The sequence below is a fragment of the Mesorhizobium cantuariense genome, from assembly GCF_042647205.1.
GTDB lineage: Bacteria > Pseudomonadota > Alphaproteobacteria > Rhizobiales > Rhizobiaceae > Mesorhizobium > Mesorhizobium cantuariense.
This window is the reverse complement of sequence record NZ_JBHRVD010000001.1, coordinates 7,144,650-7,170,665: the sequence shown is the minus strand read 5'-3', so window position 1 is coordinate 7,170,665 and position 26,016 is coordinate 7,144,650. Positions and strand designations below refer to the sequence as shown.

Here is a 26,016-nt window from a genome sequence, read left to right as displayed (position 1 = left end):
ACGTACTATAAGTACGCTCCGCTCCGGTTCTCGGAAGCCACCATTCTCGACTCGGCCTGACCTGAATCTCAACACACCTTGGAGCAGGGCCAGACAAGTACGGGACGTCATGCCTCTCGACCATGATCCCGAAAAGTGGAACCGGTTTTCGGAAAAGATCATGGTCAAACGGCAAGATAATTCGATGGCCATCGGAATCGATATCGGCGGCACCAATTTGCGCGCCGCCCGCATTTCCGCCAGCGGCGAAATCCTCGAGCGCCTGTCCGAGAAAAGCGCGCCCGATCCCGAGCTCGTGCTCGGCCGCATCGCCGACATGGTGCGCCGGCTTGACGCTCCGCAAGTGGCGGCGATCGGCGTCGGCGTGCCCGGGCGCGTCGATGCGCGGCGCGGCGCGGTGCTGTCCGGCGGCTATGTCGACCTCGCTTCGGTCGCCTTGGCGCAACAGCTGGAAGGCCTGGCCGGCAAGCCCGTCATCATCGACAATGACTGCAACATGGCGCTGATCGCCGAGATGGCGCGGGGTGCCGCCGCCGGCCATGAAAACATCGTCATGTTCACCATCGGCACCGGCATCGGCGGCGCGGTCGTTGAAAACAGGCGGATCGTGCGCGGCAAGGCGACGGCGGGCCAGCTCGGCCATATCGGCGTCGACCTGAGCGGCGAGCCTTGCATCTGCGGTCGTCGCGGCTGCGTCGAAACCATCAGCTCCGGCACCGCGCTTGGCCGCCACATCGCACGCGCCGGCCTCGGTCCGGACGTTTCGGTCGATCAGCTTTTCGCCAGGGATGAAGGCGGCGACGCTGTTGCGCGCGGCATACTGGAAGCCTGGGCCGGGCCGCTCAGAGCGGCGATCGACACCGCGGTCGCCATGTTCGCCCCCGATCTGGTGCTGCTCGGCGGCGGACTTGGCCACGCCGCGCACAAGGCGCTTGCCAGGGCCCCCGCTTTGGCTGCGTGGTACCAGTGCCCGGTGGAACCGGCGCGGCTCGGCGACGACGCCGGCGTCATCGGCGCCGGCCTGCAGGCGATGGCGGCGGCGACAGCCAGCCAAGTGTCGCCCCAGGCGTCGCCAGTGTCCTTACCATCCGCCCTGCCCGACCGCGGCAGGCGCGCCGTGCTCGTCAACGGCATCCCCGCCAGCGGCAAGAGCACGGTCTCGCGCGGCATCACCGAGCGCATGGGCTGGCCCTTGCTGGCGCTGGATACGATCAAGAACCCGTTCCTCGAAGTGCTCGGCGGCGGCGACCGCGCGTTCAACCGCACGCTCGGCCGCGCCAGCTACCAGGCCATCTGGTCGGTCGTCGCGGAAGCCCCGGCGGGCAGCATCTTCGTCGTCGATGCCTGGTTCGGCTTCCAGCCGCGCCAGGTGCTCGAGGACCATTTGCGCCGCGCTGGCGTCGAAGAGACCTTCGAAATCTGGTGCCACGCCCCCGGCGAGGTCCTGGCCGAGCGCTACCGCGCCCGCCTCGACCAGCGCCTCCCCGGCCATCCCGGTGCCGCCTATATCCCCGAACTGATCGAACTGGCCAAACGCGCCGAGCCGCTGCGGCGCGGGGCGGTGTTCGAGGTTGATACGACGAGGGCGATTGATTTTGAGGCGATTGTCGGGTGGCTGCGGGAGGTGATGCAGGGGTAGGTGGGGCTCGACGCCGTATTCACGATACAAGCTACCTTTGGCGCTCGGCGACCGCGCCTTCTACTGGAGCACCGCACCGCGATCGGATGCCACGAGGCGCTGCAGGAAACCGGCCTGCCGCAGGACATTTCCGTCGTCGGCTTCGACGACGAGGCCGCCACCTCTTCCCGCCGCTGACGACCTCGATCCTGCCGCACATGGCCCGGGCCAGTGGGCGATCGAACAGCTGGAGGCGCCGGCGGCGCCTGGGCGGGGGCGCTATCCCATTACGAAGCTGGAGTGCCCGTTGGTGGAAAGGGAGAGTGTGAGGGCGGTGAAGGCCGGTTGATAGCTGTCAAGGCCGTAGCTGGCTCCACTAAGTTCCAATCGGGGTTGGTGAAATCAAGAACATACAGAGAACATAGGCTTGTATCTGGGAAGGATAATGACATTATGTCTCTGCAGGTCAAACAGCTACAGCAAGTTTGTACCGACGCAAAACCGGTAACCCTTTCACTCTCCTTTGAACTGGCCCAGGCTTCAAAGGTTCTCCCAGTTTCACTTACGGCAGTAATCCGGCGGACGCCCGATGAAATGCTTCCTATCGACCGACTGTTCCGCGAAGGCATGAGCCTGCCCGAGGTAAAAGCGTCTGCGCCTGGAGAGCTTGATGTTGTCCTGCTGATTGATGATGAGGAGCTGGCTACATTTCTAAACCTCTGCGAAGGCAAAGCTCACCTCGATCTCCTTGAATCAAAGGAGATCGTGGCAAAACTGGAGGCAAAAGGCTACCGAACCCCAATACGCACGAAGCGTTTTGTTAAAGGCCTGCCGGGTGATCTGCGCGCACTGCTGACACCAGAAATCACTGAGCCGGACATCGATGTTTTCGATGCATTTTTTGCTCTTCCAGATCCGCTGAGCCCTAGCAAGAAGAAGATTCAAGGCGGCAAACCGGACGTGCCTCCACCCCCGCCACCTCCTCCGCCGCCTCCACGCATACCTGCCCTGCTTGTGCAGACGCTTGATGACGGTTTCAGACTAACGGCGAACCCTGCTTACGCCGACTGGCCCGTGAACGTGTCAGTTTCGATGGCATATGCCGACGGTTCCCGGAAGCCTTCATGGAGCGAATATGATTTTCGGCCTTCAGAGCTGAAGACCGCCATGAATGGTTGTGAACCAAGTTTCACGAAGAACAAGCTGACGGCCAAGAATTGCGGACCGGGCTGCAACATTGAGGTGACGGGCTTTGACGCTCGGCGCGAAATTGACACCAACATCAAGGTTTGGAAAGATGCGCAGAACGATTAGACTGACGGGCAGAAAGCAGCTGCCCAGAAGCTGCGCCACCATTTCGATGCGCAAGGTTGCAGACAAGAAGGTGCTGACATTTACGATCGCCGACTTGCATTCGTTCAAAAGCTTCCCACAGTCCGCACGCGTCATGGTGAAACTGGTCGAGAACAAGCAGGTAGAGCTGGTCGATTTCGGCACTCTCGGAAATCTCAAGACCGCGATTGATCTCAAGAACCAGACCTATGACGATCCCACCTGCCAGCTACGCGTTGCCAACGCAGATGGTGAGCGGCTGGGCGTTCTTCTCGGGAGTACGAAGTCCTGGAGACTTAATTCCGATCATCCCGAGCAGCAGGGCGGTGTGCGCGGTCTGCTGAATTTCCTCCCTGCGAAGATTGCACCAAGGACATGGAGGCTGAACATCGAGGAAAATGCCCATCCAGTCATTCAGATCGACGACAGAATTCCGAATCCAAAGTCATGGGCGAAGAGTGATCCGATCTTTGTAGGCACTATCATGCCGGCCATTATGCAACAGGTTTTCACGGATATTCTTGATCACGAAAACCCAGAAGAAACCGACTGGATGAACGATTGGCTCAAATGGGCTGACGCACTGGCGCCGGGAAATTCCCCGCCGGCCTATCCAAGCGACAACAGGGAGCGGCGTGAATGGATTGATGGGATGATCGACAGCTTTAGTCAGCGGCATAAGCTCTCCGACCGAATCATTGAGCTCCTGCTAGATAAGGGAGGAGACAAGTGAAATTTTCGGGACTTTACGAATTTACCGGAGCAGGCCTTGATGCCTTTCAGGAGGCGTTTCATGGACTTCTTGAAGAAGACGCCGTTAGCCTCGACAATCCTGCGATTGCAAAACGCATCGACGGAACGCATGGCTTTGAGGTGATTGAATGGGTCACAAGTCGCGATATGGCAGCGGCCATTTTCAAGTCGGCTGGTAAAAACAATATCAACACGCTTTTCGACCGCCCCGGTCTCTGGGCGTGGCTGGCTTTTGTCTGTCGGGACATAGTTTATCCACGGCGGAAAGACGGAAAGCGAAAACTCGGCGAAGTGCACCGCTGGTATCCCAGTGAGGCAAGCGATTTTCAGAAGGGACAACGTCACCTGATCAGAATGCCGGTTCTGCTACTCTCGTCATTTGGCAGCAATGCCGACCATCTTCTACTCGGACCGCCTTCCGTTCCCGGAGAAGTTCGTGAGCAGCTAACCAGCCAGCAGGATATGTTCCACCCGGCTTTTCAAGCCGCTGCAAAAACGCTCTATTTTGATCCCACCACAGGCAAACTTCGGCGTGGCTCAGGCACCAAGAAAGGTGGATCATCAAGAAGACTGGCTACTGTCCGCAAACAGCTGGACGTTACGTGGGACCTATTTGCGCTCTCGCCAGAGCAGATTCTGGAGAAGCTCCCCAAGGAATTCGACAAGTTCAAAACAGCCAAATCGGCTTAGGCGGGTCGTTTCAGATCGTATGCCGTGAGGACAAATGTGGCGGCTGGCGCACCCGACAGGATTCGAACCTGTGACCTCTGCCTTCGGAGGGCAGCGCTCTATCCAGCTGAGCTACGGGTGCTTCCCGGTGATCCGGAAAACGAACCAGCCGGTGAACCGGCAAGTCACGGCTTCTTAGCGGAAGCCGGGGCGGGCTTCAACGGGCAATTGGTGATTGGGGGTTTCAGAGGGTCGCTTCGTCGGTGGGGCCTGTCGCATATGGCGCTCCCCCTCTCCGTCTCGGCTTCGCCGAGCCACCTCCCCCCACTTTGTGGGGGCGAGGAACCGCAGCTTTGCTTACTCCCCCGCTTCGCTCTTCACCGTCCGGCGCCCGCGCACCGTGCGCTTGGCCTTCTTCGCGCCGGCCAGTTCGTGCATCGCATCGAGCTGCATCTGCTGCATTTCGGCGAGCCGCGTCCATTGGCGCGAGATGAGGTAGTCGAGCTTTTCGTGCAGATGGCGCACTTCGAGCTCGGCCTTGAGGTTGACGCGGTAGTCGTTGAAGGAGCGCAGGCGGTCCTTGGTCTCCTGCCGCTTCTGGCTCATCATGATGATCGGCGCCTGGATGGCGGCGATGCAGGAGAGCAGCAGGTTGAGCAGGATGAACGGGTAGGGATCGAAGGCGGCCCTCATACCCTCGAGCAGGTTGATGCCGATCCACACCAGCAGCACGCTGGCAAACGAGATCAGGAACCACCAGCTGCCGCCGAAGGCCGCCATGTTGTCGGAGACGCGGTCGGCAAACGTCCGGTGCTCCTCGAACTCCTCCTCCGAGTTTTCGGAAATCGTGTCTTGCCTGGCGATCGATTCGACCACCTGGCGGTCGAGCTCGGAGAATTCGCCGTGCTCCTGCTGCAGCAGCTCCTTCATGTAGCGCATGCGGTAGCGGCCGAGTTCGGCGCGGCTGATGCGGGCGCCGGCCGGCAGGTCGGGATGATCGGCGTGGATGCGGTCGGCGAGGCTCGGGCGCAGCGTGTCGATGCGCACGAGATCGCGCTTGCGGAATTTGCGGCCCGATATCGCCGACGGTTTTTTCTTCGGCTTGCCGCGGTGGGCGCCGGGGCCCGATGGTTCCGAGTCCGGTACTTCGGGCGTTTCGAGGTGCTCGTCCGAGGTCTGGTCGGCCTCGTGCTCACTGACAATCGGCGCCTCGAAATATTCGCCGCCGCTGTCGTTCTCCTGCTCGGGCGGCTTGGGGGCGGTGCTCATGATGCGGGCTCCTGCTGTCGGGCTGCGAAGGACGATAGACAGAGGTGGCGGCGCATAGCCAGCGCCGGGCACGGATTTCGCAGGCCGGACAAGTGGTTTTGATCGGAGAGACGATGTGGCTCGACGCTGCCAGCGGGGGCTTGCAAGGGCGGACCAAGCGGACCATCAGCGGCAGCCGATATTGGCCGAAGCCTCCCCAACTTCGTCATCCACGGGCGAAGCGGGAGCGAAGCGGACGCGCAGACCCGAGGCCCCATGCCGTGACATTCGTGGAGGGTGCAGGGGAGCAGAATTCAGCACCGCTGCGGCGCTTTGAGGTCGCGGCATGGATCCTCGGGTCTGCGCCGCGTCGCTGCGCTCCTTGCTCCGCCCGTGGATGACGAAGTGATGGGCGTTCCGGCTAATCGCCAAAAACGGCACCAGGAACCGGGGCGTGCAAGGCTGCTGGACGATGTGGAAGGGCGACGGCAACAAAAAACCCGCTTTGCGGCGGGTCGCTGGCGCAAATCAGCACCATGGCCACAATATAGCATAATTGCCCTCACCGGGCAATCCGTCGCCGGGCAGCCGGGCGCAAATCGCGCTGCGGCCACTACTGCTCGGCGAACATCAGCCTTGTCTTGGTGCCGTCCATCGTCGGCGACAAACTCCGCTGGATCAGCGCTTCGACATGGTCGTTGCGCTGGCGGGCGCTGTCGGCGCCCATCACCACGACGACCAGATTGCGGCCGTCGGCATTGTAGGAGGTGACGATGTTGAAGCCCGACGCCCTGATGTAGCCGGTCTTGATGCCGTCGACGCCGCGCACGCGGCCGAGCATGTCGTTGTGGCCGCGCACCAGCCTGCCGCGGAACATGAAGTCGCTTTCGGAGAAATAATGGAACTGCTGGGGGAAGCGCTGACGCAGCGCCATGCCGAGCACCGCCATGTCGCGCGCGCTCGTGTGCTGGTCGGCGTCGGGCAGGCCCGAGGCGTTGCGGAACACGGTGCTGGTCATGCCGAGCTGGCGCGCCTTGGATGTCATCATGGCGGCGAACTGATCCTCCGAACCGCCGAGATATTCGGCCACGGCCACCGCCACGTCATTGGCCGATTTGACGACGATGGCGCGGATCGCCGAATCGACATCGATGCTCTCGCCGCGCCGGAAGCGCATCTTGGTCGGCGGCTGCGAGGCGGCATGGTCCGACACCGGGATCCGCGTCTCCTTGGTGACGCGGCCGGTCTCCAGCGCCTCGAACAGCAGATAGAGCGTCATCATCTTGGTCAGCGAGGCCGGATAGCGCTGCGCCGTCGAATTGACCTCGAACAGCTGCTTGCCGATCCTGGCGTCGACGACGATGGCGGCATATTTCTGCGCCGGCGCCGGCACGGCCAGCACGCTGTCGGGCGGCGTCGTGGCGCAGCCGGCCAGCAGCACCAGCAGGGCAAGTGCCGCAAAAACTCTCTGGATGAGCGGAAGGGGGTTGGACAAGGGCAAGTCTGTTCGGGTCAAGCTGTTGCTGAGATGCGGCGAAGCTAACGTAACGCGATTGATGCGTCCATTTGGTTAATGGCGGTCATACCCAGGATTGTCTTGCCCTTGCAAGCTTGCCATCTGCCCCGAAAACGCCCGTTTCCCGTGTCTTTCCTTGCCAAGGCCGCGTTTCCTGTGGGAAGGGGCGTGGTATCTGAGGGCTTGGGGGCTTGGCATGACGAATATCGGGGCCGGGGGCGTAGCGCCCTCGCTTATCAAGGCATCGCTCAGCCGCACCGGCAAATGGGCCGGCAGCGTCGCCTTTATCGGAGGTGCGGCGTCCGACATCCTCAATCCGCTGGCGCCGTTCGCCGCCTATATCGCGCTGGTCGCCTCGATCGCTGCGGCCATCATCGCCATTGCCATCGTGCTCAGGCTGGTGCTGGCGACCAAGGCGCTGCCGGCCTTGATCTTCGCCACCACGGCGGCGGCCGTTGCCGGCGGCGTCTACGGCCTGCAACAGCAGACCAACGCGCAAAACGGGGTGATCGCCGGCCTGGTGCCGGCCATTGCCGGGCTGCAGCAGTCGATGGGCATCGTCTCCGTCAAGGTGGCCAAGATCGAGCAGACCGTTACCGAGACGCAGAAGACGGTCGAAGAGGTCAAGCAGTCGACCGACACGGTGGTGAAGAAGACCGACGAGATCGCGTCGGCCCAGCAGCAGCAGACGCAGCAGACGGCGCAGGTGCAGAAGACCACCGAAGAGGTGAAGAAACAGACCGAGACGCTGGCCGCCGGCCAGGCGCAGCAGCAGGCCCAGACCGAAAAGCTGCAAGCGACGACGCAGCAGATCGCCGCCTCGATCGACACCATCGCCAAGGGTTTTGCCGCTCTTGCCGCGCAGGGCGGGGCGATTGCCGAGCCGAAGCGGCCGGACGAGTTCTACCACAATGCCCGCGTCTACGAGCTGTCCGGCGACATGCTCAACGCGCGGCGCTCCTATCTCGCCTTTGCCGGTTTCGATGTCGACGCCATCGACCCCTACACGCGCTTTGCCACGCTGCTGCGGGTGCAGGACGGCAAGGCCGGCGCCCGCGAGGTGTTTGGCGCGCTTGCCGACAAGGGCAAGGCGCTGTCGATCAAGCTCGTGCATATCCAGCAGTTCGACGACGCCCAGCGTCTCGACAAGCTCAACGCCTTCATCGCCGCCCATGCGGATTTCGCGCCGGCCTATTTCCTGTTGGCGCAGGAGTTCTCGGAGGACCGCCTCGGCGCCCAGACGCTGGCCGACAAGCGCAACGAGGCCAAGGCGCTGACCAGGTTCACGGCTCAAGAAAAGGATGGCGGGCTGCTCAAATATTTCGTCGACCAGACGCAGCTCGCCGACTGGCTGGACCGCAGCCGCAGCCGGCTGGCAGCCCTTGGCGACGTGCTCGACCCCGCCCGCTTCGTGCCTTCGCTGACGCCGATGCGTTCGAACCAGGGCTGGTCGATGACCATCTCGCTGCCGGAGCCGGCGACCGCCATCTCCTGGCGCATGGGCGATAGCGGTCCGTTCACCGACACCGGTTTTCTGGCACTCAACGACCAGACCACCGGCAAGCCGATGCCCAATCCGAGCTTCGAGATGCCCGACAGCACCGTGGCCGGGACCATCGCGATCAAATATCTCGACATCAGGGGCCGCGAGACCGGCCCGTTCGACATCCGCTTCGACCCGGAGACAGCGCTTCAGCAAGGCAACAAGCAGATCCTCGACCAGTTCTGGACCTCGTGGATCGCCTTCGATGCCAGCGGCAATCACGGCCTGGTCTACTTCACCCAGATGCTGTCCTACCGCTGCGCCATCAAACAGGTGCATTACAGCCTGGACGGCGCGGCGCTCGACAAGGAGATCAAGATGCCGCCTTGCGACAAGAAGGATCCCTACGCCATCCCCTACGAATACCAACCCTATTTCAAGGTCGCCGACAGCGTGAAATCGATGTCGGTGCAGGTCACCTACACCGACGACACCAAGTCGCCGGTGCGGGAGTACAAGCGGCAGTAGGAGCGGCCACCCTCTCCCTTGTGGGGAGGGTCGATCCGCGCAGCGGATCGGGGTGGGGGTCTTCCCGGAGCGGACCCCCACCCCGTCGAACGATCTCCGCTTCGCTCCGACCGCTCGCCGACCCTCCCCACCCACAAGGCTAGGGCATATACATATCTCGGTGCGGCGGATTGACTCGCCTTGGCTGGGTCGGATTCCGCGAATGCCTGAGGTATGATTTTTTCTGCGACGGTCTGATTTGCAAGGATTGTCGCCGATGTCGTGCCCGTCGTGGTCATTAGGTTTGTTTGGAGATCGCCGCCTCGATAAAGGGGGGCGTCGCTGCTCCAAGGCATGGTGCTGCGCGAAACGGTGTGCTTGCGCCAGCTTTCTGGCGGCAACCATTCCGAGGAGATCCGCTATGGGCGCTTTCTCGGCAATGATGCGGTGACGGTCGAGCGGGTGATTGAAGGCTGGAGCCAACCGACGCGGGTTGCAGTGGACGGCCGGCATGTTTTGGCGCTGCAAGACACCAGCGAGATCAGATTCCCAACGACGCAGGACAACCGGCGCGATCTTGGCAGGATCAAGAAGGGCAATTGCTGGGGCATGCTGCTGCATCCGATGCTCGCCCTTGATGCCGAGCGCGGTTCTTGCCTTGGTCTTGTGGGCGGGCGGGTTTGGACACGGGGCGATGAAGAGCTGCCACCGCACGCTGATCGCTCGTTGAGCGAGAAGGAATCGTGCCGCTGGGTCGAAACCGCGCAAGCGGCCAAGCCAGTGCTGGCCCGGGCCCGTATGGTCACTTTCATCGCCGATCGTGAGAGTGACTTTTATATGATGTGGGCGCGTGTGCCGGATGGCTCTTTCCACGTGCTGACACGCGTCATGCATGACCGCGCACTGCTTTCGGGCACAACGCTGCGCCGTGCCGTGCAGGAGGTGGCGTTCAGTGACACCCAGGTGATCGAGCTGCGCGAACGGGCCGACCGCCCGGCGCGTCGAGCCGAGCTTTGCTTGCGCTTTGGCGAAGCCACGATCCGGCGGCCGGGCAACCTGCGCGAGGCCAACCTGCCCAAAGGCGTGACGCTGCGCTGGGTCGAAGTCATCGAGACGGCTGCGCCCGCCGACGTGGAGCCGCTTCACTGGCTGCTGCTGACCACCCATGCGGTGGCCACACCCTCCCAGGCCTGGCAGATCGTCGACTGGTACAAGCAGCGCTGGGTCATCGAGCAGTTCTTCCGGGTGATGAAGAGCCAAGGCTTGAAGATCGAAGACAGCCAGCTGCAATCGGCCGCGCGCTTGGAAAAGCTCGTCGCCATCGCCGCCAAGGCCGCCATCATCGTCATGCAGCTCGTGCAGGCCCGCAATGGCCAAGGCGATCAACAGGCGAGCCTCGCCTTCACGTCCAACGAGATCGATACGCTCTCGGCGATCGAGACACGCTTCAAGGGCAAGACGCGGCTGCAATCCAATCCCTACCCCAAAAACTCACTCGCATGGGCGGCCTGGATCATCGCAAGGCTCGGCGGCTGGAACGGTTATGCCTCCTCAAGGCCACCAGGCCCTATCACCTTCTACAACGGCTTGGCCTACTTCCGTGCCTGTGCCGATGGTTGGGCCTTGCGAGATGTGTATATGCCCTAGCACCCACAAGGGGGAGGGTAAGAACGATGCAAAATGCCGATTGCGGTGCTTGCGCAACCGCCGCCGAACGGGTTCTGTTTGCGCCTTCAGAATCGGTGAGAGCGCAATGACCATCCATACGATCAAAGCCAGAGGTATTTCGGTTTCGCTCGACCTCACGGTCGGCCACATCGCCGACATGGTCGTCGAGGGTGGCGGACGCCAACTGAAGCCGTTGCATCGCGCGCCCTGGGTCGACGCGAACGAGACGTTGCCGGACAATTTGCCGGAAGGCACGGTTCGGCTGTCCGGCGATTTTCTCTGTGCACCGTTTTCGCGCAGCGATGTCGAGGATGCGCCGCTGCATGGCTGGCCGGCCAACAGCGCCTGGGATGCCGTCGAGAGTGCTGCGACAGAGGATGGCTGGCGCGCGGTCTTCCGCTTGCGGCGCAAGGTGATGGGCGCGAGCGTCGACAAGATCCTGACGCTGCGCGACGACCATCCCTTCCTCTACCAGGAGCATGTGTTTTCCGGCGGGCATGGCGCGATCTCGGTCGCCCATCACCCGATGACGGCGATGACGGGCGGCGGCAGGCTGGCCTTTTCGCCAAAGCGGTTTGCCGCGACGCTGGACGATCCGCTGGAGCCGAATCCCGCACGCGGCCGCTTCATGCTGGCCTACCCGGCGCGGTCCGCCGATCTCAGCCATTTTCCCGCCGCCAGCGGCGGCACGCTCGACCTGACGGAATACCGCATGGAAGACCGGCGCGAGGATTTCATCACGCTGGTCGAGGCCGATCATGGCGGGCCGGGCTGGACCGCGCTTGCGCGACAGGCCGAAGACGATCTGGTGCTGGTGCTGAAGAACCCGACTGAACTGCCGATCACCATGCTGTGGCTCAGCAATGGCGGGCGCGACTACGCCCCGTGGAGCGGCCGCCACCGCGGCGTGCTCGGCATCGAGGACGGCCGCGCCGCCGTCGGCCATGCCGCCTCGATCGGCGACAACTGGCTGAAGCGCGAAGGGGTAGCGACCGCCTTTGCGCTGGGCGAAGGCCAAAGCGTTTCCTTTCGCCATGTCATCGGCGCCGTGCCCCTGTCCGGCGGCGAGCCACCGCAGGAGGTCACGACAGCGGATGGCCGCATGCGGCTGGCAGCCGGCGGCGCGACGCGGGAGGTTCCCTTCGACAGCGATTTCCTGCGCATCGGCCGGCCAGCGGCTGACTGAGGCGGGGCTTGCTCGACTGCGGGTTTGAAATTTCCGCCAACTGCCGACAAGATGCAGCGGAAATTATGCCGATCATCCAGGCAAGCGAGGCTCTCATGTCCGAAATCGCCCATCTCGCCGCCACCATCTTCAAGCGTGCCGGCAAGGCAAGCCGCTTCATCGTCGCCATTGCCGGACCACCAGGCTCCGGCAAGTCGACGCTGTCGGCGCGGCTGCATGACCTGCTGCCCGAAGGTGCTTCGGAAGTCGTGCCGATGGACGGCTTCCACTATGACGACGTCGTGCTCGAGCGGCGCGGCCTGCGCGCACGCAAGGGCGCGCCGGAAACCTTCGACTTTGCCGGTTTTGAGGCCCTGCTGAAGCGCATCCGGGCGGGGGAACCCGACATCGCCATCCCGGTCTTCGACCGCGATATGGAACTCTCGCGCGCCGCCGCCTCGATCGTCGCCACCGAGACCAAATTCATCCTGGTCGAGGGCAATTACCTGCTGCTCGACGAGGAGCCGTGGTCGCGGCTGGCGCCGCTGTTCGACTTCTCGATCTTCGTCGACGTGCCACGCAATGAGCTCGAGCGCCGCCTGCTTGAGCGCTGGCACGAGCACGGCCGCTCCGCTGCGGATGCGCGCGCCTGGATCGCTTCCAACGACATGCCCAATATCGAGCGGGTGCTAGCCCGCCGCCGGGCCGCCGATCTGGTGATCGGCCTTTCCGCTTGATTCTACGGATTGCGCAAGGGGAACCTTAAGACTTTCAGGCCGTTATCGCCGACAAGGCAATTCTGCCAAAAGAGGGAGTCCGTGCGATGGCACAGAAGGCAAGAAAGCCCGCGCCCGCCAAGGGCAAGGCAACCCAATCCAAGGCAGGCGCCGGCCCGGCAATCGCGGCGCGTTCGAAGGATACCAAGCCGACCTTCGGCAAGGCAGCGCCGAAGAAAGTGGTGCCGGCCGCAGCCAAGGCTGCGCCGAAAGCTGCAAAGCCTAGAAAGCCGGCAAATACTGGCGATTCGCTGGGCGGCAGTGCCATGCGCACGGCCAAGGCCACGGCCAATGTCGCTGCCGGCGCCGTCATGGTTGCGGCCAGAGGCGCTGCGTCCCTCGCCGCGTCGGTCATGGGAAAGGGCGGCTCGAAAGCCAAGGCAAAGGCGAAATAGCCATTTTTTGGCTGGTTCCGGCTATCCCTTGGCCGGGATAGTCAGGCCCTTCTGCACCGCCGGCCGCGCCAGGCCGCGCTCCAGCCATGCCGCCACATTGGCGAAATCGTCGAAGCCGACGAGGTCGCGCGCTTCGTAGAAGCCGATCAGATTGCGCACCCAGCCGAGCAGCGAGATATCGGCGATGGTGTAGTCATTGCTCATGATCCACTTGCGGCCTTTCAGCCTGCCGTCGAGCACGCCGAGCAGCCGCCGCGATTCATCGCGATAGCGCTCCAGCGGCCGCTTGTCGGCGATCTCGCGGCCGGCGAATTTGTGGAAAAAGCCGACCTGGCCGAACATCGGCCCGACCGAGGCCATCTGGAAGAACACCCATTGGATGGTCTCGTAGCGGCGCGCGGCGTCCACGGGCATGAGCAGGCCGGTCTTTTCGGCAAGGTAGAGCAGGATGGCGCCGGATTCGAACAGGCCGATCGGCTTGCCATCGGGACCGTCCGGGTCGATGATCGCCGGTATCTTGCCGTTGGGGTTGAGCGACAGGAATTCCGGCGTCCAGCTTTCGTTCTTGCTGATGTTGACCAGATGCGGCTCGTAGGGCAGGCCGAGTTCCTCCAGGGCGATCGATATCTTCACCCCGTTCGGCGTTGTCGCCGAATAGAGCTGGATCCGGTCCGGATGCCTGGCCGGCCAGCGTGTTGCAATCGGAAAGGCGGACAGGTCAGCCATGGAAACTCCTGAATGGGGATTCGCGCCGAGCGGCGCGTTTGGCGGGTCGGCCAAGAATTAGACGCGCGCCACGACACGATCAATATGGCGGTAACGGTTTCGTCGTGCACGAACAGTCAACGGAACGGACCGCTCGTGCAGATCACGTGCTTGGAATCAGACGGCCTTGAAGGCCAGCACGGCATTGGTGCCGCCAAAAGCGAAGCCGTTGCTGATCGCGGCGCGCACCTTGCGCTCGCGCGCCACATTCGGCGTGACGTCGAGGTCGCAATCGGGGTCGGCCTCGCGAAAATTGGCCGTCGGCGGCACGATGCCTTCGCGGATTGCCATGACGCAAGCGATCATCTCCAGCGCGCCCGACGCGCCGAGGCAATGGGCATGCATCGACTTGGTCGACGACACCGAAAGCTTGTAGGCATGGTCGCCGAAGACGCGCTTGATCGCCGCCGTCTCGATCTGGTCGTTGGCCTTGGTGCCGGTGCCGTGGGCATTGAGATAGTCGACATCCTCGGGATTGAGCCCGGCGTCGGCCAGGCAGGCGCGCATGGCGGCCGTTGGTCCTTCGATGGTCGGCGCGACAATGTCGGACGCGTCGGCGGAGAGGCCGGCGCCGGCAATTTCGGCAAGGATGGTTGCACCGCGCGCCATGGCATGCTCGTAGGTTTCCAGCACCGCCATGCCGGCGCCCTCGCCGAGCGACAGGCCCTGGCGGTCGGCCGAAAATGGCCGGCAGGTATCCGGCGCCAGCACGCGCAAGGCTTCCCAGCCTTTCAGGATACCCCAGGCCAGTGGCGCATCCGTGCCGCCGGCGACCATGACGTCGGCGCGGCCGAGTCTGATCTGGTCGACAGCCGAGGCGATGGCGTGGTTGGATGAGGAGCAGGCCGAGGTGACGCCGAAGACCGGCCCGCGCAGGCCGAGACTCATGCTGACATGGCCGGAGGCCGCACTCGGCATCACCTTTGGCACAGTGAAGATACCGGCGCGGTTCTTGCCTTCAAGCAGGATGGCTCGATAGCTCTCCTCGATCGCCTCCCAGCCGCAGACGCCGACGCCGACGACCGCACCCATGCGATAAGTGGTGGCCTCATTCGAGACCAGGCCGGACTGCTGCATGGCTTCCCTGGCCGCGATGGTCGCCAGCAGGCTGAAGCGGTCCATCGACACGGTCTGCTTGCGGTCGATGCCGTGATCGGGAAGCGTCTTGATTTCGCAGCCGACCCTGACCTTCAGGTCATACAAAGGCGAATTGCTGATCGTGCCAATGGCCGAGCGGCCGGCGCGCATCTCGCTCCAGATCGTGGGCGCGTTGGTGCCGAGCCCGCAAATGCCGCCCATGCCGGTGATGACGACGCGCTGCCGCATTCAGTTCAGGCTTTTTTCGCGATCAGCGCGCGCACAGCTTCGACCATGTCGCCGACATTCTTCAGATTGCTCCAGGCGTCGACCGTGTTCATCTCGATCTCGATGCCATACTCTTCCTCGAGATCGAAAATGATCTCCGTCAGCTCGAGCGAATGGATACCAAGCGAGGTCAATTCGGTGGTGGTGGTGATTTCTTCGCCGCCCGGCTCGGCATGAGCCTTGATCTTCGCGATGATATCCGTTGCCAGCTGGTCGGCCATTCGGTTTCTTCCCCACTATGTCGCGTTTCCCGACGCCAACTGAGCAGCGCCCCTTTTTCTCCTGGTATCAAGCCGCCGTCGTCGTTTTATACCCCCGCCAAGCGCTGGATGACCGTACCAAGGTGGTTCCCTCTATAGAAACCGAAACGTTGTCAAGCAACAAGCTATATCGAACTGTCGGTCGACAAAGCCGCCGGAGTGCTTAACGTGCAGGCATGGATACGATCGAACATGGCGGGATTTCGACGCAGCGCGTTGCGGGCGTGGCGCGGCTTTCCTGCGCTCTCAGTGAGGGTCGCACGCGCCTGCGGCGCCTCTATCAGGACGGTGCCGCCAAGATAAGGATGCCGGCTGTCTCGGCCGATCCGCTCGAAGCGGTGCTGATCAATACCGCCGGCGGGATGACCGGCGGCGACCGTATCGCCTGGGACGTGGATGTCGGCGCGGCTGCCTCAGTGTCAATCACGACCCAGGCCTGCGAGAAGATCTATCGGGCGGCATCCGATCGTGCCGAGGCACGGGTCAATTTGTCGGTCGGTGAGAACGGCCGCATCGCCTGGCTGCCGCAGGAAACCATCGTCTTCGACCGGGCGGCCTTTGCCCGCACAATCGACGTCGAGCTTGCCGTCGGCGCCGAGGCGCTGGTGCTGGAAGCCGCCGTCTTCGGCCGCCTGGCGATGGGCGAACGCGCCACGCAGGGGCATTTCCACGACCGCTGGCGTGTCCGCCAGGATGGCTCCCTCATTCATGCCGAGGATTTCCGCATCGGACCCGATATCGCCGCCACGCTCGATCGCACGGCGATTGCCGGTGGCGCGATCGCGATGGCAACGCTGCTTTTGGTGTCGCCGCGGGCCGAAGCCCTGCTCGATCCGGTTCTGGAGATCGTCGGCGACCACGGCAGCGCCAGCGCCTGGAGCGTGAAGAAATCTGGCAAGCTTCTTGCGAGGCTCTACGCTGGGGACGGCTACCAGCTGCGCCAGCGGCTGGTTCCACTCGTCGAATTGCTCAATGGAAGGGCGGGGTTGCCCAAATTATGGTCACTATAGGCCTGTCTCTACCAGCTTTGGAAAACGCATGAACCTGACGCCGAGGGAAAAGGACAAGCTGCTGATCGCCATGGCGGCGATCGTGGCGCGCAAGCGGCTTGAACGTGGCGTCAAGCTCAACCATCCGGAAGCGATCGCGCTGATCACCGACTTCGTCGTCGAGGGTGCACGCGACGGCCGCCCGGTCGCCGAACTGATGGAGGCCGGCGCTCATGTCGTGACCCGCGCGCAGGTCATGGAAGGCATCGCCGAGATGATCCACGACGTGCAGGTCGAAGCGACGTTTCCCGACGGCACCAAGCTGGTGACCGTGCACGAACCGATCAGGTGAGGAGAGAAGAATGCTTGAGCTGCGCCCCAACTGCGAATGCTGCGACAAGGACCTGCCGCCGGAGGCGGCGGAGGCGTTGATCTGTACCTTCGAGTGCACCTTTTGCGCCGACTGCGTGGAACAGGTGTTGGGCGGTGTCTGCCCCAATTGCGGCGGCAATTTTTCGGCGCGGCCGATCCGCCCGGCGGCGATGTTGAAGAAATACCCGGCGTCGACCAGGCGCGTCCTCAAGGCCGAAGGCTGCGGCCCCCGCAAGGCGGCGTGAACACCACGACCGAGCCAAACGAAAGGCAAATAGAATGATCACTGCCAAACGCCTATGCCTGTCGGCGATCCTGCTGCTGGCCGCTGCCATGCCGGCCTATGCCCATGTCGGCATCGGCACGACCTCCTCCTTCACGGCCGGCTTCATACACCCGCTCTCCGGCCTCGATCACATGACGGTGATGATCGCGGTCGGGCTGTGGGCGGCGCTCAAAGGCGGCAAGGCGATTCTTGCCTGGCCGGCGGCTTTCGTCGGCGTCATGCTGGTCGGCGGCGCGCTCGGGATGGAGCATATGCCGCTGCCGTTCGTCGAACCGGGCATACTGGCCTCGGTCGTGGCGCTCGGGCTGCTGGTGGCACTGGCGGTCGATCTGCCGGTCTCGGCCGGCGTCGCCATCATCGGCTTGTTCGCGCTGTTCCACGGCCACGCCCATGGCACCGAGGTGCCGGAGAATGCCGGCGGGCTCGAATACATGGCCGGCTTCGCCATCGCCACCGCGCTGCTGCACACTACCGGCATCGCGGCCGGGCTCGGTCTCGGCATCCGGTTCCGTGGCCTGGCCCGTGCGGCGGGTGCCGCCTGCGCTGCGGTTGGTCTCGGCCTCGTCTTCGGCGTTCTGTGAGGGTGGCGATGATCCCCGGTGAAATCATCACGGTGGGCGGCGACATCGAGCTGAACAAGGGCCTGCCGACCGTCACCTTGAAAGTGGCCAACAGCGGCGACCGGCCGATCCAGGTCGGCAGCCACTATCATTTCTTCGAGACCAATGAGGGGCTGAAATTCGACCGTGAGCGGGCCAGAGGCATGCGCCTCGATATCGCCGCCGGCACGGCCATGCGCTTCGAGCCGGGACAGGAGCGCGACATCACGCTGGTGCCGCTCGGCGGCAAGCGCGAGGTCTACGGATTTCAGCAGAAGGTGATGGGCAAGCTGTGAAATCTTGCAGCGCGCTCAGCTCAGTTCGATGGCTTGGCCGCGGCGTAGATGACGATCTTTCCGGGATCGTCGAATTCGACGGCGAGAACATCCTGCGCAAGCACGCGCCGCGATTCGATGGCGTTGAACAGCAGCGCGTTGGCCTCGATCTCCTTGCGCAGTTCCGCAATGTCGTCCTGATGCTGTTTGACCTTGCTTTCGATCATCGGCGGCGGCCCGCCTTCGCTGCGCGCGGCGTCGGTAAGGAACACGATATCGACCTTGTCGAGTTTGGATGTCTTGCGCACCGTGCCGATGTTTTCACGCGTCCGGTCGATCGCCGTGGCGACCTTCCCGGCTTCCGCGGTCGTCTTGGTTTCTTCCTGGTTGACCTCCGAGCCAACGATCCGGTTGACCGTCTCCGGGCTTTCGAGGCCCTGCGCATTCAGCGCGGCGTGGGGGAGGCTCGCCGCCAGAAACGCTGTCGCTGCAATGGCATGCAGCCACCGGGCGTCAGGCAAGGTGATGGGGGCGTCGGGCAAGGTGGTGATGGTCATGGCTCGCTTTCGAGATTTGTTTCCGCACTCAGGAAGCGAAACGAATCCAGCCCTGCCACGGTTCCCTTGCCGATGCGGCCGGCGGGCCGGATGCCGGCCCGCCGCGCCGCTTTGTCAGCTCGCCTTCTTGGTGATGAGGGTCAGCGCGCCATTGGGCTCCATGCTGGCGGCGACGACCTGAGCCGAGCTAAGCCCCTTGGCTTCGAGCGCGGACTTCACCTTGGGCGTGGCGTCGATCGAGCTGCGCAGTTTCTTCAGACCATCGTCGCCACGTTGGGCGATCACCTGGTTGACCTGCGTCTGGGTGTCCTTTGGCAGCTCCGTGATGTCGACGATGTTGACGCTCTGGATCGTCGGAACGGCCGGCTGAGCCCCGGGCGCGGCCGGAGCAGGCGCGGTCTGCGCCGGAGCGGGCTGTTGCGCCGGCTGCTGTTGAGCGCTGGCGCCGCCCGCCAGGGTCAGGGTGGCGGCGGCAGCGGCGAAAAGTATCGTTTTGCGCATGGACATTCCTTCCATCGATTTGGCAAACGGTCGTTTTGGGGTGACCCCCTAACCTCAAACGCCAAATGGGATCAGAAGGTGTCGCCCAGCGGGTCATTCCATGACCATTGGATGGCGGCAATGTGTAACCGGGCTTCAATCAAACCGTATCTTGGCAAACCGCATTTCGGCAAACCGCATTTCGGGAGCAATCGCTGATGGCCAGAATTACCCGCGCCGCCTATGCGCAGATGTACGGTCCGACGGTCGGCGACAGAGTGCGGCTGGCTGACACCGAGCTGTTCATCGAGGTCGAAAAGGACCTCACCACCCATGGCGAGGAGGTAAAATTCGGCGGCGGCAAGGTTATCCGCGACGGCATGGGCCAGAGCCAGGTTTCCCGCGCGCAAGGCGCCGTCGACACCGTGATCACCAACGCGCTGGTGGTCGATGCCAGCGCCGGCATCTTCAAAGCCGATATCGGGCTCAGGGATGGCCGCATCGCGGCAATAGGCAAGGCCGGCAATCCAGACACTCAAGGTGGCGTCACCATCATCATCGGTCCCGGCACCGAGATCATTGCCGGCGAAGGCAAGATCCTGACCGCCGGTGGCTTCGACGCGCATATCCACTTCATCTGCCCGCAGCAGATCGAGGAAGCGCTGATGAGCGGCATCACCACCATGCTCGGCGGCGGCACCGGCCCGGCGCACGGCACCCTGGCGACCACCTGCACGCCGGGACCATGGCACATGGCGCGCATGATCCAGTCCTTCGATGCCTTTCCGATGAACATCGGCCTGTCGGGCAAGGGCAATGCGTCGCTGCCTGCAGCGCTCGAGGAAATGGTGCTGGGCGGCGCCTGCTCGCTGAAGCTGCACGAGGACTGGGGCACGACGCCGGCTGCGATCGACTGCTGCCTGTCGGTCGCCGACGACTATGATGTGCAGGTGATGATCCACACCGACACGCTGAACGAATCGGGCTTTGTCGAGAACACGGTGGCGGCGATCAAGGGGCGCACCATCCATGCCTTCCACACCGAGGGTGCGGGCGGCGGTCACGCACCTGACATCATCAAGGTCTGCGGCCTGCCCAACGTCATCCCGTCCTCGACCAATCCGACGCGGCCCTACACGGTCAACACGCTGGCCGAGCATCTCGACATGCTGATGGTCTGCCATCATCTGTCGCCGTCGATCCCCGAAGACATCGCCTTTGCCGAAAGCCGCATCCGCAAGGAGACCATCGCGGCCGAAGACATCCTGCACGACATCGGCGCCTTCTCGATCATCTCGTCGGATTCGCAGGCCATGGGCCGCGTCGGCGAAGTCGCGATCCGCACCTGGCAGACCGCCGACAAGATGAAACGCCAGCGCGGCTCGCTGCCGCAGGAGACCGGCAACAACGACAATTTCCGCGTCCGACGCTATATCGCCAAATACACGATCAATCCGGCCATCGCGCACGGGCTGTCGAAGGATATCGGCTCGATCGCGGTCGGCAAACGCGCCGACCTGGTGTTGTGGAATCCAGCCTTCTTCGGCGTCAAGCCGGACATGGTGCTGATCGGCGGCATGATTGCCGCCGCCCCGATGGGCGATCCCAACGCCTCGATCCCGACGCCGCAGCCAATGCATTACCGGCCGATGTTCGGCGCCTATGGGAAGGCCAGGACCAACTCGTCGGTAACGTTCGTCTCCAAGGCCGCGCTCGAATCCGGCCTGCACGGCAGGCTGGGTGTCGACAAACAGTTCGTCGCCGTCGAAAACACCCGCGGCGGCATCGGCAAGCATTCGATGGTGCTCAACGACGCCACACCGCATGTCGAGGTCGACCCGGAAACCTACGAGGTGCGCGCCGACGGTGAGCTGCTCACCTGCGAGCCGGCAACGGTGCTGCCAATGGCGCAGCGGTATTTTCTGTTTTGATCTTTGCAATCCTAAAGCGCATCGCACGAAGCCGTTTGAACGCGACGCGGTTTGGGGCAATATACACCCCATGAACAGGATCGATCGCCTCAGGACCCTTACGCCCTATGAAACGGACTTTGCGCAGTGGAGCGCCGAACAGGCAGCGCTGTTGCGCGACGGGCGCCTTTCCGAGCTTGATCGGGAGAACGTAGCCGAGGAGATCGAAAGCTTGGGGAGGAGCGACAGGCGGGAGATCCGCAGCCGGATGGAGGTGTTGATTGCACATCTCCTGAAATGGGAATTCCAGCCGGGCCACAGATGCCACAGCTGGCAGGCGTCGATCTCCGAACAGCGCGTTTGGATCGGAAATATCCTCAAGGACAGCCCGAGCCTCCGCCGTTACCCCGCGCAGATTTTCGACGAGGCTTACGGAGACGCTTTGCCGACAGCGGTAAGGGAAACGGGCTTGAGGAAGGCCCATTTCCCCAGCGAATCTCCCTTCACAGTCAAGCAGGCGCTCGATGGACGATTTTGGCCAGGCGGTCCGCTCTCAATGGATGACTTCCTGCGGGATTAGCCACTTCTTCGTTTTTTGCGTTCCCAGTTAGAGCCGACATATGGCCACCGAAATCGCCTCCGCCCACGACATTTTCCCGCACATCCGCATCGTCATGGGCATGGTGATCGGGCTCGGCGTCGCCCGCCTGCTGTCGGGCGTGGCGCGCATCGTCCAGCATCCCGGCCAGTACCGGCTCTATCCCGTGCATCTGGCCTGGGTCGCCTCGGTGCTTTTGATGCTGGTGCATTTCTGGTGGTGGGAGTTCGGCCTCTACGCCATCGAGACCTGGACCTTCGGCAAGTACCTGTTCATCATCTTCTACGCGATCACACTGTTCCTGCTCTGCGCGCTGCTGTTTCCCGATTCGATGCTGGACTACACCAGCTACGAGGATTTCTTCTATTCGCGCCGTGCCTGGTTCTTCGGGCTGCTGGCGGCGACCTATCTGCTCGACGTGATCGACACGCTGCTGAAAGGGCCGGAGCATTTCGCCCGCTTCGGCAACGAATATCTGTTCCGCACACCGGTCTTCGTTGCGCTGTGTATCGTCGCGATCCTGGTGCGCGATCGCCGCTTTCACATCGCCTTTGTCACGGCGGCGCTCATCTATCAGATATCGTTCATCCTGCGGCTCTTCGACACGATCGTATGACGGCCGCGGATGATCTAGGCTTCCGGGGAAAGGCAGGTTTGCGCATGTACAAAGCCCTCGGATCACGCGGATCCCGGGTCAGCCGCGTTCTCTGGATGCTGGAGGAACTCGGGCAGACCTATGAATTCGTCGAGGTCAAGCTGCGCTCGCCGGAAGCCTATACGCTCAACCCGTCAGGCAAGGTGCCGATCCTGATTGACGACGAACTGACAGTGACGGATTCGGCGGCGATCTGCGTCTATCTCGCCGACAAGCACGCGGACAAAGGGATGGGCGCCAATCCGGGCGTCGCCGGCCGGGCCGAGATGGATTCCTGGATGCATTTCGCCCAGAGCGAGTTCGAGGCGCCGCTGTGGAACAAATTGCGCCACCGCTTCCTGCTGCCGAAGGAAATTCGGGTCGATGTCGGTCCTGCCGCGGCTTACGATTTTGCCTCGGAACTCAAGGCGCTGGATCGGCGACTGGGTGATCGGCCTTTCGCGCTGGGCGACCGGTTTTCGGCTGTCGATGTGCTGCTCGGCGATATGGGTGGCTGGGCTCGCGCCGGCCGGTTCCCGATCGACTCCGAGCGCGTCAACGCCTATTTCGACCGCGTGCTGGCGCGGCCTGCCCGTGCACGGGCGCAAGCTAATGGAGGCTCCATGAAATGAAGCTCAACCTCAACACCGACTTCACCAAATTCCCACGCGCCGTCTCCGTGCTGTCCGCTGGCAAAGCCGGAGCCATCCCGCCATCCGGCCGTGCCGTTCTCGCCCATGACGAGCGGCATCTGCGCCGCCGGGCCATCGAACTTGCCGACGGCAGCAAGGTGCTGGTCGACCTTCCCGAACCCGTCGCCTTGAACGATGGCGACCGGCTTGTGCTGGAGGATGGCGCCCATATCGAGATCATCGCGGCGCCGGAAGAGGTCTATGACATCCGCGCCCGCGATGGCGTGCATCTGGCCGAGCTCGCCTGGCACATCGGCAACCGTCATCTCGCGGCAAGCATTGAGGCCGGGCGCATCCTCATCCTGCGCGACCATGTCATCAAGGCGATGCTGGAGGGGCTGGGCGCCACGGTGACCGACGTTTCCGAGCCGTTCAAGCCGGTGCGCGGCGCCTATTCCGGCGGACACGATCACGGCCATGCGCATGCCCATAGCCACGCCGAGACGCATTCTCACTCGCACAGCGAATCGCATTCGCACAGTCATGCTGGCCACCACCACGACCATGACTGAGCAGCCTTCGAACATCGCCCTGCTGCGATTGATGGCGTGGTTGTCGCCGGCCTTTCCGGTCGGCGGCTTTTCCTACAGCCACGGTCTCGAACGCGCGGTGCATGACGGGCTGATTGCCGATGCCGAGGGCCTCGCCGACTGGCTGGAAACGCTGATCGAGATGGGCTCGGGCTGGAACGACGCCGTGCTGTTCGCAGAAAGCTGGCGCCGGGCACGCCACGCCGGTGACCTCGATGACACAGCGGCACTTGCCGAGGCGCTGGCCGGCTCGCGAGAACGCCACATGGAAACCATGCTGCAAGGTGCTGCCTTCCTGAAAGCAGCGGCGGCCTGGCCCAACCCGGTGCTGGAGTGCTTGCCTACCGAATGCGCCTATTGCGTCACCGTTGGCGCCATTGCCGGCGGAAACGGCATCGCGCTTCAGGATGCGCTGTCCGCCTTCTTGCAGACCTTCTTCTCCAACCTCGTCCAGGCGGCGATCCGGCTCGGCATCGTCGGTCAGAGCAAGGCCACAGCTCTGTTAGCCGGCTTCGAACCGCTGGCCCTGGCGACCGCCAGCCGCGCCGCACGCTCGACATTGGATGATCTCGGCGGCTGCGCCTTTGTCTCCGATGTCATGGCGATGAAGCATGAAACCCAGTATTCGCGATTGTTCCGTTCATGATCGCCCTCGCCTTCACTCTCTCCTTCATCCTGCTGCTGATCACCGCACTGCATGTCTATTGGGGCCTTGGCGGCATCTGGCCGGGCAAGGATGCGGCCTCCTGCGCTCGTGCCGTGGTCGGCTTTCGCGGTGTCGATGAGATGCCGACGCCATTCGCCAGTTTCGCCGTTGCCGCGTGCCTCTGCCTGGCGACACTGTGGCCGCTGGCGCTCGAAGGCGTCTTTGCTTCACCCTTCCCAAAGGAGGGGCTCGCCGCCACGTCGCTGCTCATCGGGCTGGTTTTCCTGGGCCGCGGCATTGCCGGCTTCACGCCTTGGTGGCGGCGGCTGACGCCGGAACAACCTTTCGCGCGGCTCGACCTGCGTTACTACTCGCCGCTGTGCCTGTTGATCGGGCTCGGCTTTGCCATCCTCGCCATCACGGAGTTTCCCGCATGACACAGACAAATGGCCCGCTGCGCGTCGGCATTGGCGGGCCGGTCGGTTCGGGCAAGACGACGCTGACCGAAAAGCTGTGCAAGGCGCTGCGCGACGAATTCTCCATCGCCGTCGTCACCAACGACATCTACACCAAGGAAGACGCCATGATGCTGGTCCGGCTGCAGGCGCTGCCCGAGGATCGCATCATGGGCGTCGAGACCGGCGGCTGCCCGCACACCGCCATTCGCGAGGATGCCTCGATCAATCTGCAGGCGATCGCCGAGATGAACAGAAAATTCCCGGATCTCGACATCGTCTTCATCGAATCCGGCGGCGACAACCTCGCCGCCACCTTCTCACCCGACCTCGCCGACCTGACGCTCTATGTCATCTCGGTCTGCCAGGGCGAAGAAATCCCGCGCAAGGGCGGGCCGGCGATCACCCGCTCCGATTTCCTGGTCATCAACAAGAGCGATCTGGCGCCTTATGTGAACGTCAACCTGGATGTCATGGAGAGCGACGCCGGCCGCATGCGCGGCAAGCGGCCGTTCGGCTTCACCGACCTGTCGCGTGGCAAGGGACTGCAGGAGGTCATCGATTTCATCATCGAGCATGGCGGCCTGCGAGCCGGCGCTGCTGCCAGCACCGCAGCGTGAGATAGCCGTCCCTGCACCAACCAAAACCGGTTGCGAGCACGGGCTGGTCACGGCATTCTTGCCAAAATCGGAGGATTTTCGATGAGCATCGCCCGCCTGCAAAAGGAAACGCTGACCAACCTGACCTTCTACGAGGAGCGCGTCGATCTCGCCTGTGCCTTTCGCTGGACGGCGCGGCTCAACATGCACGAGGCGGTGGCCAATCATTTCTCGCTGGCTGTCAACGACGACGGCACGCAGTTCCTGATGAACCCCAACCAGGTGCATTTCTCGCGCATCAAGGCGAGCGACCTTTTGATGATCGATGCCAACGATCCCGGCACGCTCTCCGGCCCGAACGCGCCCGACCCGACGGCATGGGGGCTGCACGGCGCCATCCATCGAAATGTGCGCCATGCGCGCTGTGTCATGCATGTCCATTCGATCCACGCCACGGTGCTGGCATCGCTCGCCGACTCTCGCCTGCCGCCGATCGACCAGAATTCGGCGATGTTCTTCAACCGCCATGTCGTCGACGCGCATTATGGTGGGCTGGCCTTTGAGGAAGAGGGCGAGCGCTGCTCGGAGCTTCTCGTCGATCCCAAGGTCAAGGTGATGGTGATGGGCAATCACGGCGTGCTGGTCATCGGCGATACGGTCGCCGATGCCTTCAACCGCATGTTCTATTTCGAACGTGCCGCCGAGACCTACATCAAGGCGCTATGGACCGGCCGCCCGCTGCGCACGCTGTCCGATGCGATCGCCGAGAAGGCGGCAAGCGAGATGGACGACTATCCCGGCCAGGCCGAACGCCATCTCAGCGAGTTGAAGGCGATCCTCGACGAGCAGGAGCCGGTCTACCGAAATTGATCGC

The 26,016-nt window shown here is 63.2% G+C and carries 30 protein-coding genes, 1 tRNA gene and 1 pseudogene; 24 read left to right on the top strand and 8 right to left on the bottom strand.

Features of this window, described 5'->3' with window-relative positions; all coding sequences use genetic code 11:
* The first annotated feature begins 184 nt into the window (after window positions 1–184).
* The 5 genes and pseudogenes from ACFOJ9_RS35105 to ACFOJ9_RS35085 all read left to right on the top strand — a co-directional run bounded on the left by ACFOJ9_RS35105 (window position 185) and on the right by ACFOJ9_RS35085 (window position 4,393).
* Window positions 185–1,639, top strand: a complete 1,455-nt coding sequence (locus tag ACFOJ9_RS35105; protein ID WP_378986186.1) for an ROK family protein — start codon at window positions 185–187, stop codon at window positions 1,637–1,639.
* 72 nt (window positions 1,640–1,711) lie between these two features.
* Window positions 1,712–1,967: pseudogene (locus tag ACFOJ9_RS35100) on the top strand (substrate-binding domain-containing protein); the annotation flags it as partial.
* A gap of 104 nt (window positions 1,968–2,071) precedes the next feature.
* A complete protein-coding gene (locus tag ACFOJ9_RS35095) occupies window positions 2,072–2,932 on the top strand; it encodes a hypothetical protein (RefSeq protein ID WP_378986184.1) in 861 nt (286 codons plus the stop codon).
* Window positions 2,916–3,683: a hypothetical protein gene (locus ACFOJ9_RS35090; RefSeq protein ID WP_378986182.1), complete on the top strand. Its 768-nt coding sequence runs from the start codon at window positions 2,916–2,918 to the stop codon at window positions 3,681–3,683. The genes ACFOJ9_RS35095 and ACFOJ9_RS35090 overlap by 17 nt, the downstream gene beginning before the upstream one ends.
* Window positions 3,680–4,393, top strand: a complete 714-nt coding sequence (locus ACFOJ9_RS35085) for a hypothetical protein (RefSeq protein ID WP_378986180.1) — start codon at window positions 3,680–3,682, stop codon at window positions 4,391–4,393. The genes ACFOJ9_RS35090 and ACFOJ9_RS35085 overlap by 4 nt, the downstream gene beginning before the upstream one ends.
* Before the next feature lie 44 nt (window positions 4,394–4,437).
* Here the strand turns inward: ACFOJ9_RS35085 and ACFOJ9_RS35080 are convergent.
* From ACFOJ9_RS35080 to ACFOJ9_RS35070, 3 genes are all read right to left on the bottom strand, one after another.
* Window positions 4,438–4,514: transfer RNA gene (locus tag ACFOJ9_RS35080), tRNA-Arg, on the bottom strand.
* 215 nt (window positions 4,515–4,729) lie between these two features.
* Window positions 4,730–5,641: a DUF1003 domain-containing protein gene (locus ACFOJ9_RS35075; RefSeq protein ID WP_378986178.1), complete on the bottom strand. Its 912-nt coding sequence runs from the start codon at window positions 5,639–5,641 to the stop codon at window positions 4,730–4,732.
* Between the two features lie 592 nt (window positions 5,642–6,233).
* Window positions 6,234–7,115, bottom strand: a complete 882-nt coding sequence (locus ACFOJ9_RS35070; RefSeq protein ID WP_378986176.1) for a D-alanyl-D-alanine carboxypeptidase family protein — start codon at window positions 7,113–7,115, stop codon at window positions 6,234–6,236.
* Window positions 7,116–7,332: 217 nt separating this feature from the next.
* Between ACFOJ9_RS35070 and ACFOJ9_RS35065 the strand changes: the two genes are divergently transcribed.
* The 5 genes from ACFOJ9_RS35065 to ACFOJ9_RS35045 all read left to right on the top strand — a co-directional run bounded on the left by ACFOJ9_RS35065 (window position 7,333) and on the right by ACFOJ9_RS35045 (window position 13,130).
* Entirely contained in the window at window positions 7,333–9,147 is a 1,815-nt protein-coding gene (locus ACFOJ9_RS35065) for a methyl-accepting chemotaxis protein (protein WP_378986174.1), read from the top strand.
* A gap of 333 nt (window positions 9,148–9,480) precedes the next feature.
* On the top strand, window positions 9,481–10,773 hold the full coding sequence (locus tag ACFOJ9_RS35060; protein WP_378979481.1) for an IS4 family transposase: 1,293 nt from the start codon (window positions 9,481–9,483) through the stop codon (window positions 10,771–10,773).
* 106 nt (window positions 10,774–10,879) lie between these two features.
* Window positions 10,880–11,980: a hypothetical protein gene (locus tag ACFOJ9_RS35055; RefSeq protein WP_378986172.1), complete on the top strand. Its 1,101-nt coding sequence runs from the start codon at window positions 10,880–10,882 to the stop codon at window positions 11,978–11,980.
* 95 nt (window positions 11,981–12,075) lie between these two features.
* On the top strand, window positions 12,076–12,696 hold the full coding sequence (locus ACFOJ9_RS35050) for a nucleoside triphosphate hydrolase (protein ID WP_378986170.1): 621 nt from the start codon (window positions 12,076–12,078) through the stop codon (window positions 12,694–12,696).
* Window positions 12,697–12,782: 86 nt separating this feature from the next.
* Window positions 12,783–13,130, top strand: a complete 348-nt coding sequence (locus ACFOJ9_RS35045; protein ID WP_378986168.1) for a hypothetical protein — start codon at window positions 12,783–12,785, stop codon at window positions 13,128–13,130.
* 21 nt (window positions 13,131–13,151) lie between these two features.
* On the opposite strand, the gene ACFOJ9_RS35040 is transcribed toward ACFOJ9_RS35045, so the two are convergent.
* The 3 genes from ACFOJ9_RS35040 to ACFOJ9_RS35030 form a co-directional block, all read right to left on the bottom strand.
* The gene (locus ACFOJ9_RS35040; RefSeq protein ID WP_378986166.1) at window positions 13,152–13,856 is read right to left on the bottom strand and encodes a glutathione S-transferase family protein; all 705 of its coding nucleotides are present in this window, start codon (window positions 13,854–13,856) and stop codon (window positions 13,152–13,154) included.
* A gap of 156 nt (window positions 13,857–14,012) precedes the next feature.
* Window positions 14,013–15,221 carry a beta-ketoacyl-[acyl-carrier-protein] synthase family protein gene (locus tag ACFOJ9_RS35035; RefSeq protein WP_378986164.1) on the bottom strand — a complete coding sequence of 403 codons (1,209 nt, stop codon included), beginning with the start codon at window positions 15,219–15,221 and terminating at the stop codon, window positions 14,013–14,015.
* 5 nt (window positions 15,222–15,226) lie between these two features.
* Window positions 15,227–15,481, bottom strand: a complete 255-nt coding sequence (locus tag ACFOJ9_RS35030; RefSeq protein ID WP_013528393.1) for an acyl carrier protein — start codon at window positions 15,479–15,481, stop codon at window positions 15,227–15,229.
* Window positions 15,482–15,696: 215 nt separating this feature from the next.
* Here ACFOJ9_RS35030 and ACFOJ9_RS35025 point away from each other — a divergent pair, with 215 nt between their 5' ends.
* Genes ACFOJ9_RS35025 through ACFOJ9_RS35005 form a run of 5 tightly spaced genes read left to right on the top strand, consistent with a single transcriptional unit; the run spans window position 15,697 to window position 18,062 of the window.
* Complete coding sequence (locus ACFOJ9_RS35025; RefSeq protein ID WP_378986163.1) at window positions 15,697–16,530, top strand: urease accessory protein UreD; 834 nt, start codon at window positions 15,697–15,699, stop codon at window positions 16,528–16,530.
* Window positions 16,531–16,558: 28 nt separating this feature from the next.
* Complete coding sequence (locus ACFOJ9_RS35020) at window positions 16,559–16,861, top strand: urease subunit gamma (protein ID WP_023693076.1); 303 nt, start codon at window positions 16,559–16,561, stop codon at window positions 16,859–16,861.
* A 10-nt stretch (window positions 16,862–16,871) separates the two neighbouring features.
* Window positions 16,872–17,126, top strand: a complete 255-nt coding sequence (locus ACFOJ9_RS35015) for a DUF1272 domain-containing protein (protein WP_378986162.1) — start codon at window positions 16,872–16,874, stop codon at window positions 17,124–17,126.
* 34 nt (window positions 17,127–17,160) lie between these two features.
* On the top strand, window positions 17,161–17,748 hold the full coding sequence (locus ACFOJ9_RS35010; RefSeq protein WP_378986161.1) for a HupE/UreJ family protein: 588 nt from the start codon (window positions 17,161–17,163) through the stop codon (window positions 17,746–17,748).
* Between the two features lie 8 nt (window positions 17,749–17,756).
* On the top strand, window positions 17,757–18,062 hold the full coding sequence (locus tag ACFOJ9_RS35005) for an urease subunit beta (protein WP_378986159.1): 306 nt from the start codon (window positions 17,757–17,759) through the stop codon (window positions 18,060–18,062).
* Window positions 18,063–18,082: 20 nt separating this feature from the next.
* On the opposite strand, the gene ACFOJ9_RS35000 is transcribed toward ACFOJ9_RS35005, so the two are convergent.
* A complete protein-coding gene (locus tag ACFOJ9_RS35000; RefSeq protein ID WP_378986157.1) occupies window positions 18,083–18,598 on the bottom strand; it encodes a hypothetical protein in 516 nt (171 codons plus the stop codon).
* A gap of 114 nt (window positions 18,599–18,712) precedes the next feature.
* Window positions 18,713–19,099 carry a hypothetical protein gene (locus ACFOJ9_RS34995; RefSeq protein ID WP_378988259.1) on the bottom strand — a complete coding sequence of 129 codons (387 nt, stop codon included), beginning with the start codon at window positions 19,097–19,099 and terminating at the stop codon, window positions 18,713–18,715.
* Between the two features lie 197 nt (window positions 19,100–19,296).
* On the opposite strand from ACFOJ9_RS34995, the gene ureC reads away from it, so the two are divergent.
* From ureC to ACFOJ9_RS34950, 9 genes are all read left to right on the top strand, one after another.
* The gene (gene ureC, locus ACFOJ9_RS34990) at window positions 19,297–21,009 is read left to right on the top strand and encodes an urease subunit alpha (RefSeq protein WP_378986155.1); all 1,713 of its coding nucleotides are present in this window, start codon (window positions 19,297–19,299) and stop codon (window positions 21,007–21,009) included.
* Window positions 21,010–21,079: 70 nt separating this feature from the next.
* Entirely contained in the window at window positions 21,080–21,568 is a 489-nt protein-coding gene (locus ACFOJ9_RS34985) for a DUF29 domain-containing protein (protein ID WP_378986153.1), read from the top strand.
* A gap of 40 nt (window positions 21,569–21,608) precedes the next feature.
* Entirely contained in the window at window positions 21,609–22,202 is a 594-nt protein-coding gene (locus ACFOJ9_RS34980; protein WP_378986151.1) for a hypothetical protein, read from the top strand.
* 44 nt (window positions 22,203–22,246) lie between these two features.
* Complete coding sequence (locus ACFOJ9_RS34975) at window positions 22,247–22,852, top strand: glutathione S-transferase family protein (RefSeq protein WP_378986149.1); 606 nt, start codon at window positions 22,247–22,249, stop codon at window positions 22,850–22,852.
* A complete protein-coding gene (gene ureE / locus ACFOJ9_RS34970; RefSeq protein WP_378986147.1) occupies window positions 22,849–23,424 on the top strand; it encodes an urease accessory protein UreE in 576 nt (191 codons plus the stop codon). Before ACFOJ9_RS34975 ends, ureE begins: the two co-directional genes overlap by 4 nt.
* Window positions 23,417–24,088, top strand: coding sequence for an urease accessory protein UreF (locus ACFOJ9_RS34965; protein WP_378988256.1), 672 nt, complete (start codon window positions 23,417–23,419; stop codon window positions 24,086–24,088). The genes ureE and ACFOJ9_RS34965 overlap by 8 nt, the downstream gene beginning before the upstream one ends.
* Complete coding sequence (locus tag ACFOJ9_RS34960; protein WP_378986145.1) at window positions 24,085–24,525, top strand: DUF3995 domain-containing protein; 441 nt, start codon at window positions 24,085–24,087, stop codon at window positions 24,523–24,525. The genes ACFOJ9_RS34965 and ACFOJ9_RS34960 overlap by 4 nt, the downstream gene beginning before the upstream one ends.
* Window positions 24,522–25,163 (top strand): urease accessory protein UreG, encoded by a 642-nt coding sequence (gene ureG, locus ACFOJ9_RS34955; RefSeq protein ID WP_378986143.1) that lies wholly within the window; start codon window positions 24,522–24,524, stop codon window positions 25,161–25,163. Before ACFOJ9_RS34960 ends, ureG begins: the two co-directional genes overlap by 4 nt.
* An 81-nt stretch (window positions 25,164–25,244) precedes the next feature.
* A complete protein-coding gene (locus ACFOJ9_RS34950; RefSeq protein WP_378986141.1) occupies window positions 25,245–26,012 on the top strand; it encodes a class II aldolase and adducin N-terminal domain-containing protein in 768 nt (255 codons plus the stop codon).
* Window positions 26,013–26,016: the final 4 nt, after the last annotated feature.

Coding starts and splice junctions, on each gene's coding strand:
- ACFOJ9_RS35105 (WP_378986186.1), top strand. CDS start 185: ATGGCCATCGGAATCGATATCGGCGGCACCAATTTGCGCGCCGCCCGC.
- ACFOJ9_RS35095 (WP_378986184.1), top strand. CDS start 2,072: ATGTCTCTGCAGGTCAAACAGCTACAGCAAGTTTGTACCGACGCAAAA.
- ACFOJ9_RS35090 (WP_378986182.1), top strand. CDS start 2,916: ATGCGCAGAACGATTAGACTGACGGGCAGAAAGCAGCTGCCCAGAAGC.
- ACFOJ9_RS35075 (WP_378986178.1), bottom strand. CDS start 5,641: ATGAGCACCGCCCCCAAGCCGCCCGAGCAGGAGAACGACAGCGGCGGC.
- ACFOJ9_RS35065 (WP_378986174.1), top strand. CDS start 7,333: ATGACGAATATCGGGGCCGGGGGCGTAGCGCCCTCGCTTATCAAGGCA.
- ACFOJ9_RS35060 (WP_378979481.1), top strand. CDS start 9,481: ATGGTGCTGCGCGAAACGGTGTGCTTGCGCCAGCTTTCTGGCGGCAAC.
- ACFOJ9_RS35055 (WP_378986172.1), top strand. CDS start 10,880: ATGACCATCCATACGATCAAAGCCAGAGGTATTTCGGTTTCGCTCGAC.
- ACFOJ9_RS35050 (WP_378986170.1), top strand. CDS start 12,076: ATGTCCGAAATCGCCCATCTCGCCGCCACCATCTTCAAGCGTGCCGGC.
- ACFOJ9_RS35045 (WP_378986168.1), top strand. CDS start 12,783: ATGGCACAGAAGGCAAGAAAGCCCGCGCCCGCCAAGGGCAAGGCAACC.
- ACFOJ9_RS35040 (WP_378986166.1), bottom strand. CDS start 13,856: ATGGCTGACCTGTCCGCCTTTCCGATTGCAACACGCTGGCCGGCCAGG.
- ACFOJ9_RS35035 (WP_378986164.1), bottom strand. CDS start 15,221: ATGCGGCAGCGCGTCGTCATCACCGGCATGGGCGGCATTTGCGGGCTC.
- ACFOJ9_RS35030 (WP_013528393.1), bottom strand. CDS start 15,481: ATGGCCGACCAGCTGGCAACGGATATCATCGCGAAGATCAAGGCTCAT.
- ACFOJ9_RS35025 (WP_378986163.1), top strand. CDS start 15,697: ATGGATACGATCGAACATGGCGGGATTTCGACGCAGCGCGTTGCGGGC.
- ACFOJ9_RS35020 (WP_023693076.1), top strand. CDS start 16,559: ATGAACCTGACGCCGAGGGAAAAGGACAAGCTGCTGATCGCCATGGCG.
- ACFOJ9_RS35015 (WP_378986162.1), top strand. CDS start 16,872: ATGCTTGAGCTGCGCCCCAACTGCGAATGCTGCGACAAGGACCTGCCG.
- ACFOJ9_RS35010 (WP_378986161.1), top strand. CDS start 17,161: ATGATCACTGCCAAACGCCTATGCCTGTCGGCGATCCTGCTGCTGGCC.
- ACFOJ9_RS35005 (WP_378986159.1), top strand. CDS start 17,757: ATGATCCCCGGTGAAATCATCACGGTGGGCGGCGACATCGAGCTGAAC.
- ACFOJ9_RS35000 (WP_378986157.1), bottom strand. CDS start 18,598: ATGACCATCACCACCTTGCCCGACGCCCCCATCACCTTGCCTGACGCC.
- ACFOJ9_RS34995 (WP_378988259.1), bottom strand. CDS start 19,099: ATGCGCAAAACGATACTTTTCGCCGCTGCCGCCGCCACCCTGACCCTG.
- ureC (WP_378986155.1), top strand. CDS start 19,297: ATGGCCAGAATTACCCGCGCCGCCTATGCGCAGATGTACGGTCCGACG.
- ACFOJ9_RS34985 (WP_378986153.1), top strand. CDS start 21,080: ATGAACAGGATCGATCGCCTCAGGACCCTTACGCCCTATGAAACGGAC.
- ACFOJ9_RS34980 (WP_378986151.1), top strand. CDS start 21,609: ATGGCCACCGAAATCGCCTCCGCCCACGACATTTTCCCGCACATCCGC.
- ACFOJ9_RS34975 (WP_378986149.1), top strand. CDS start 22,247: ATGTACAAAGCCCTCGGATCACGCGGATCCCGGGTCAGCCGCGTTCTC.
- ureE (WP_378986147.1), top strand. CDS start 22,849: ATGAAGCTCAACCTCAACACCGACTTCACCAAATTCCCACGCGCCGTC.
- ACFOJ9_RS34965 (WP_378988256.1), top strand. CDS start 23,417: ATGACTGAGCAGCCTTCGAACATCGCCCTGCTGCGATTGATGGCGTGG.
- ACFOJ9_RS34960 (WP_378986145.1), top strand. CDS start 24,085: ATGATCGCCCTCGCCTTCACTCTCTCCTTCATCCTGCTGCTGATCACC.
- ureG (WP_378986143.1), top strand. CDS start 24,522: ATGACACAGACAAATGGCCCGCTGCGCGTCGGCATTGGCGGGCCGGTC.
- ACFOJ9_RS34950 (WP_378986141.1), top strand. CDS start 25,245: ATGAGCATCGCCCGCCTGCAAAAGGAAACGCTGACCAACCTGACCTTC.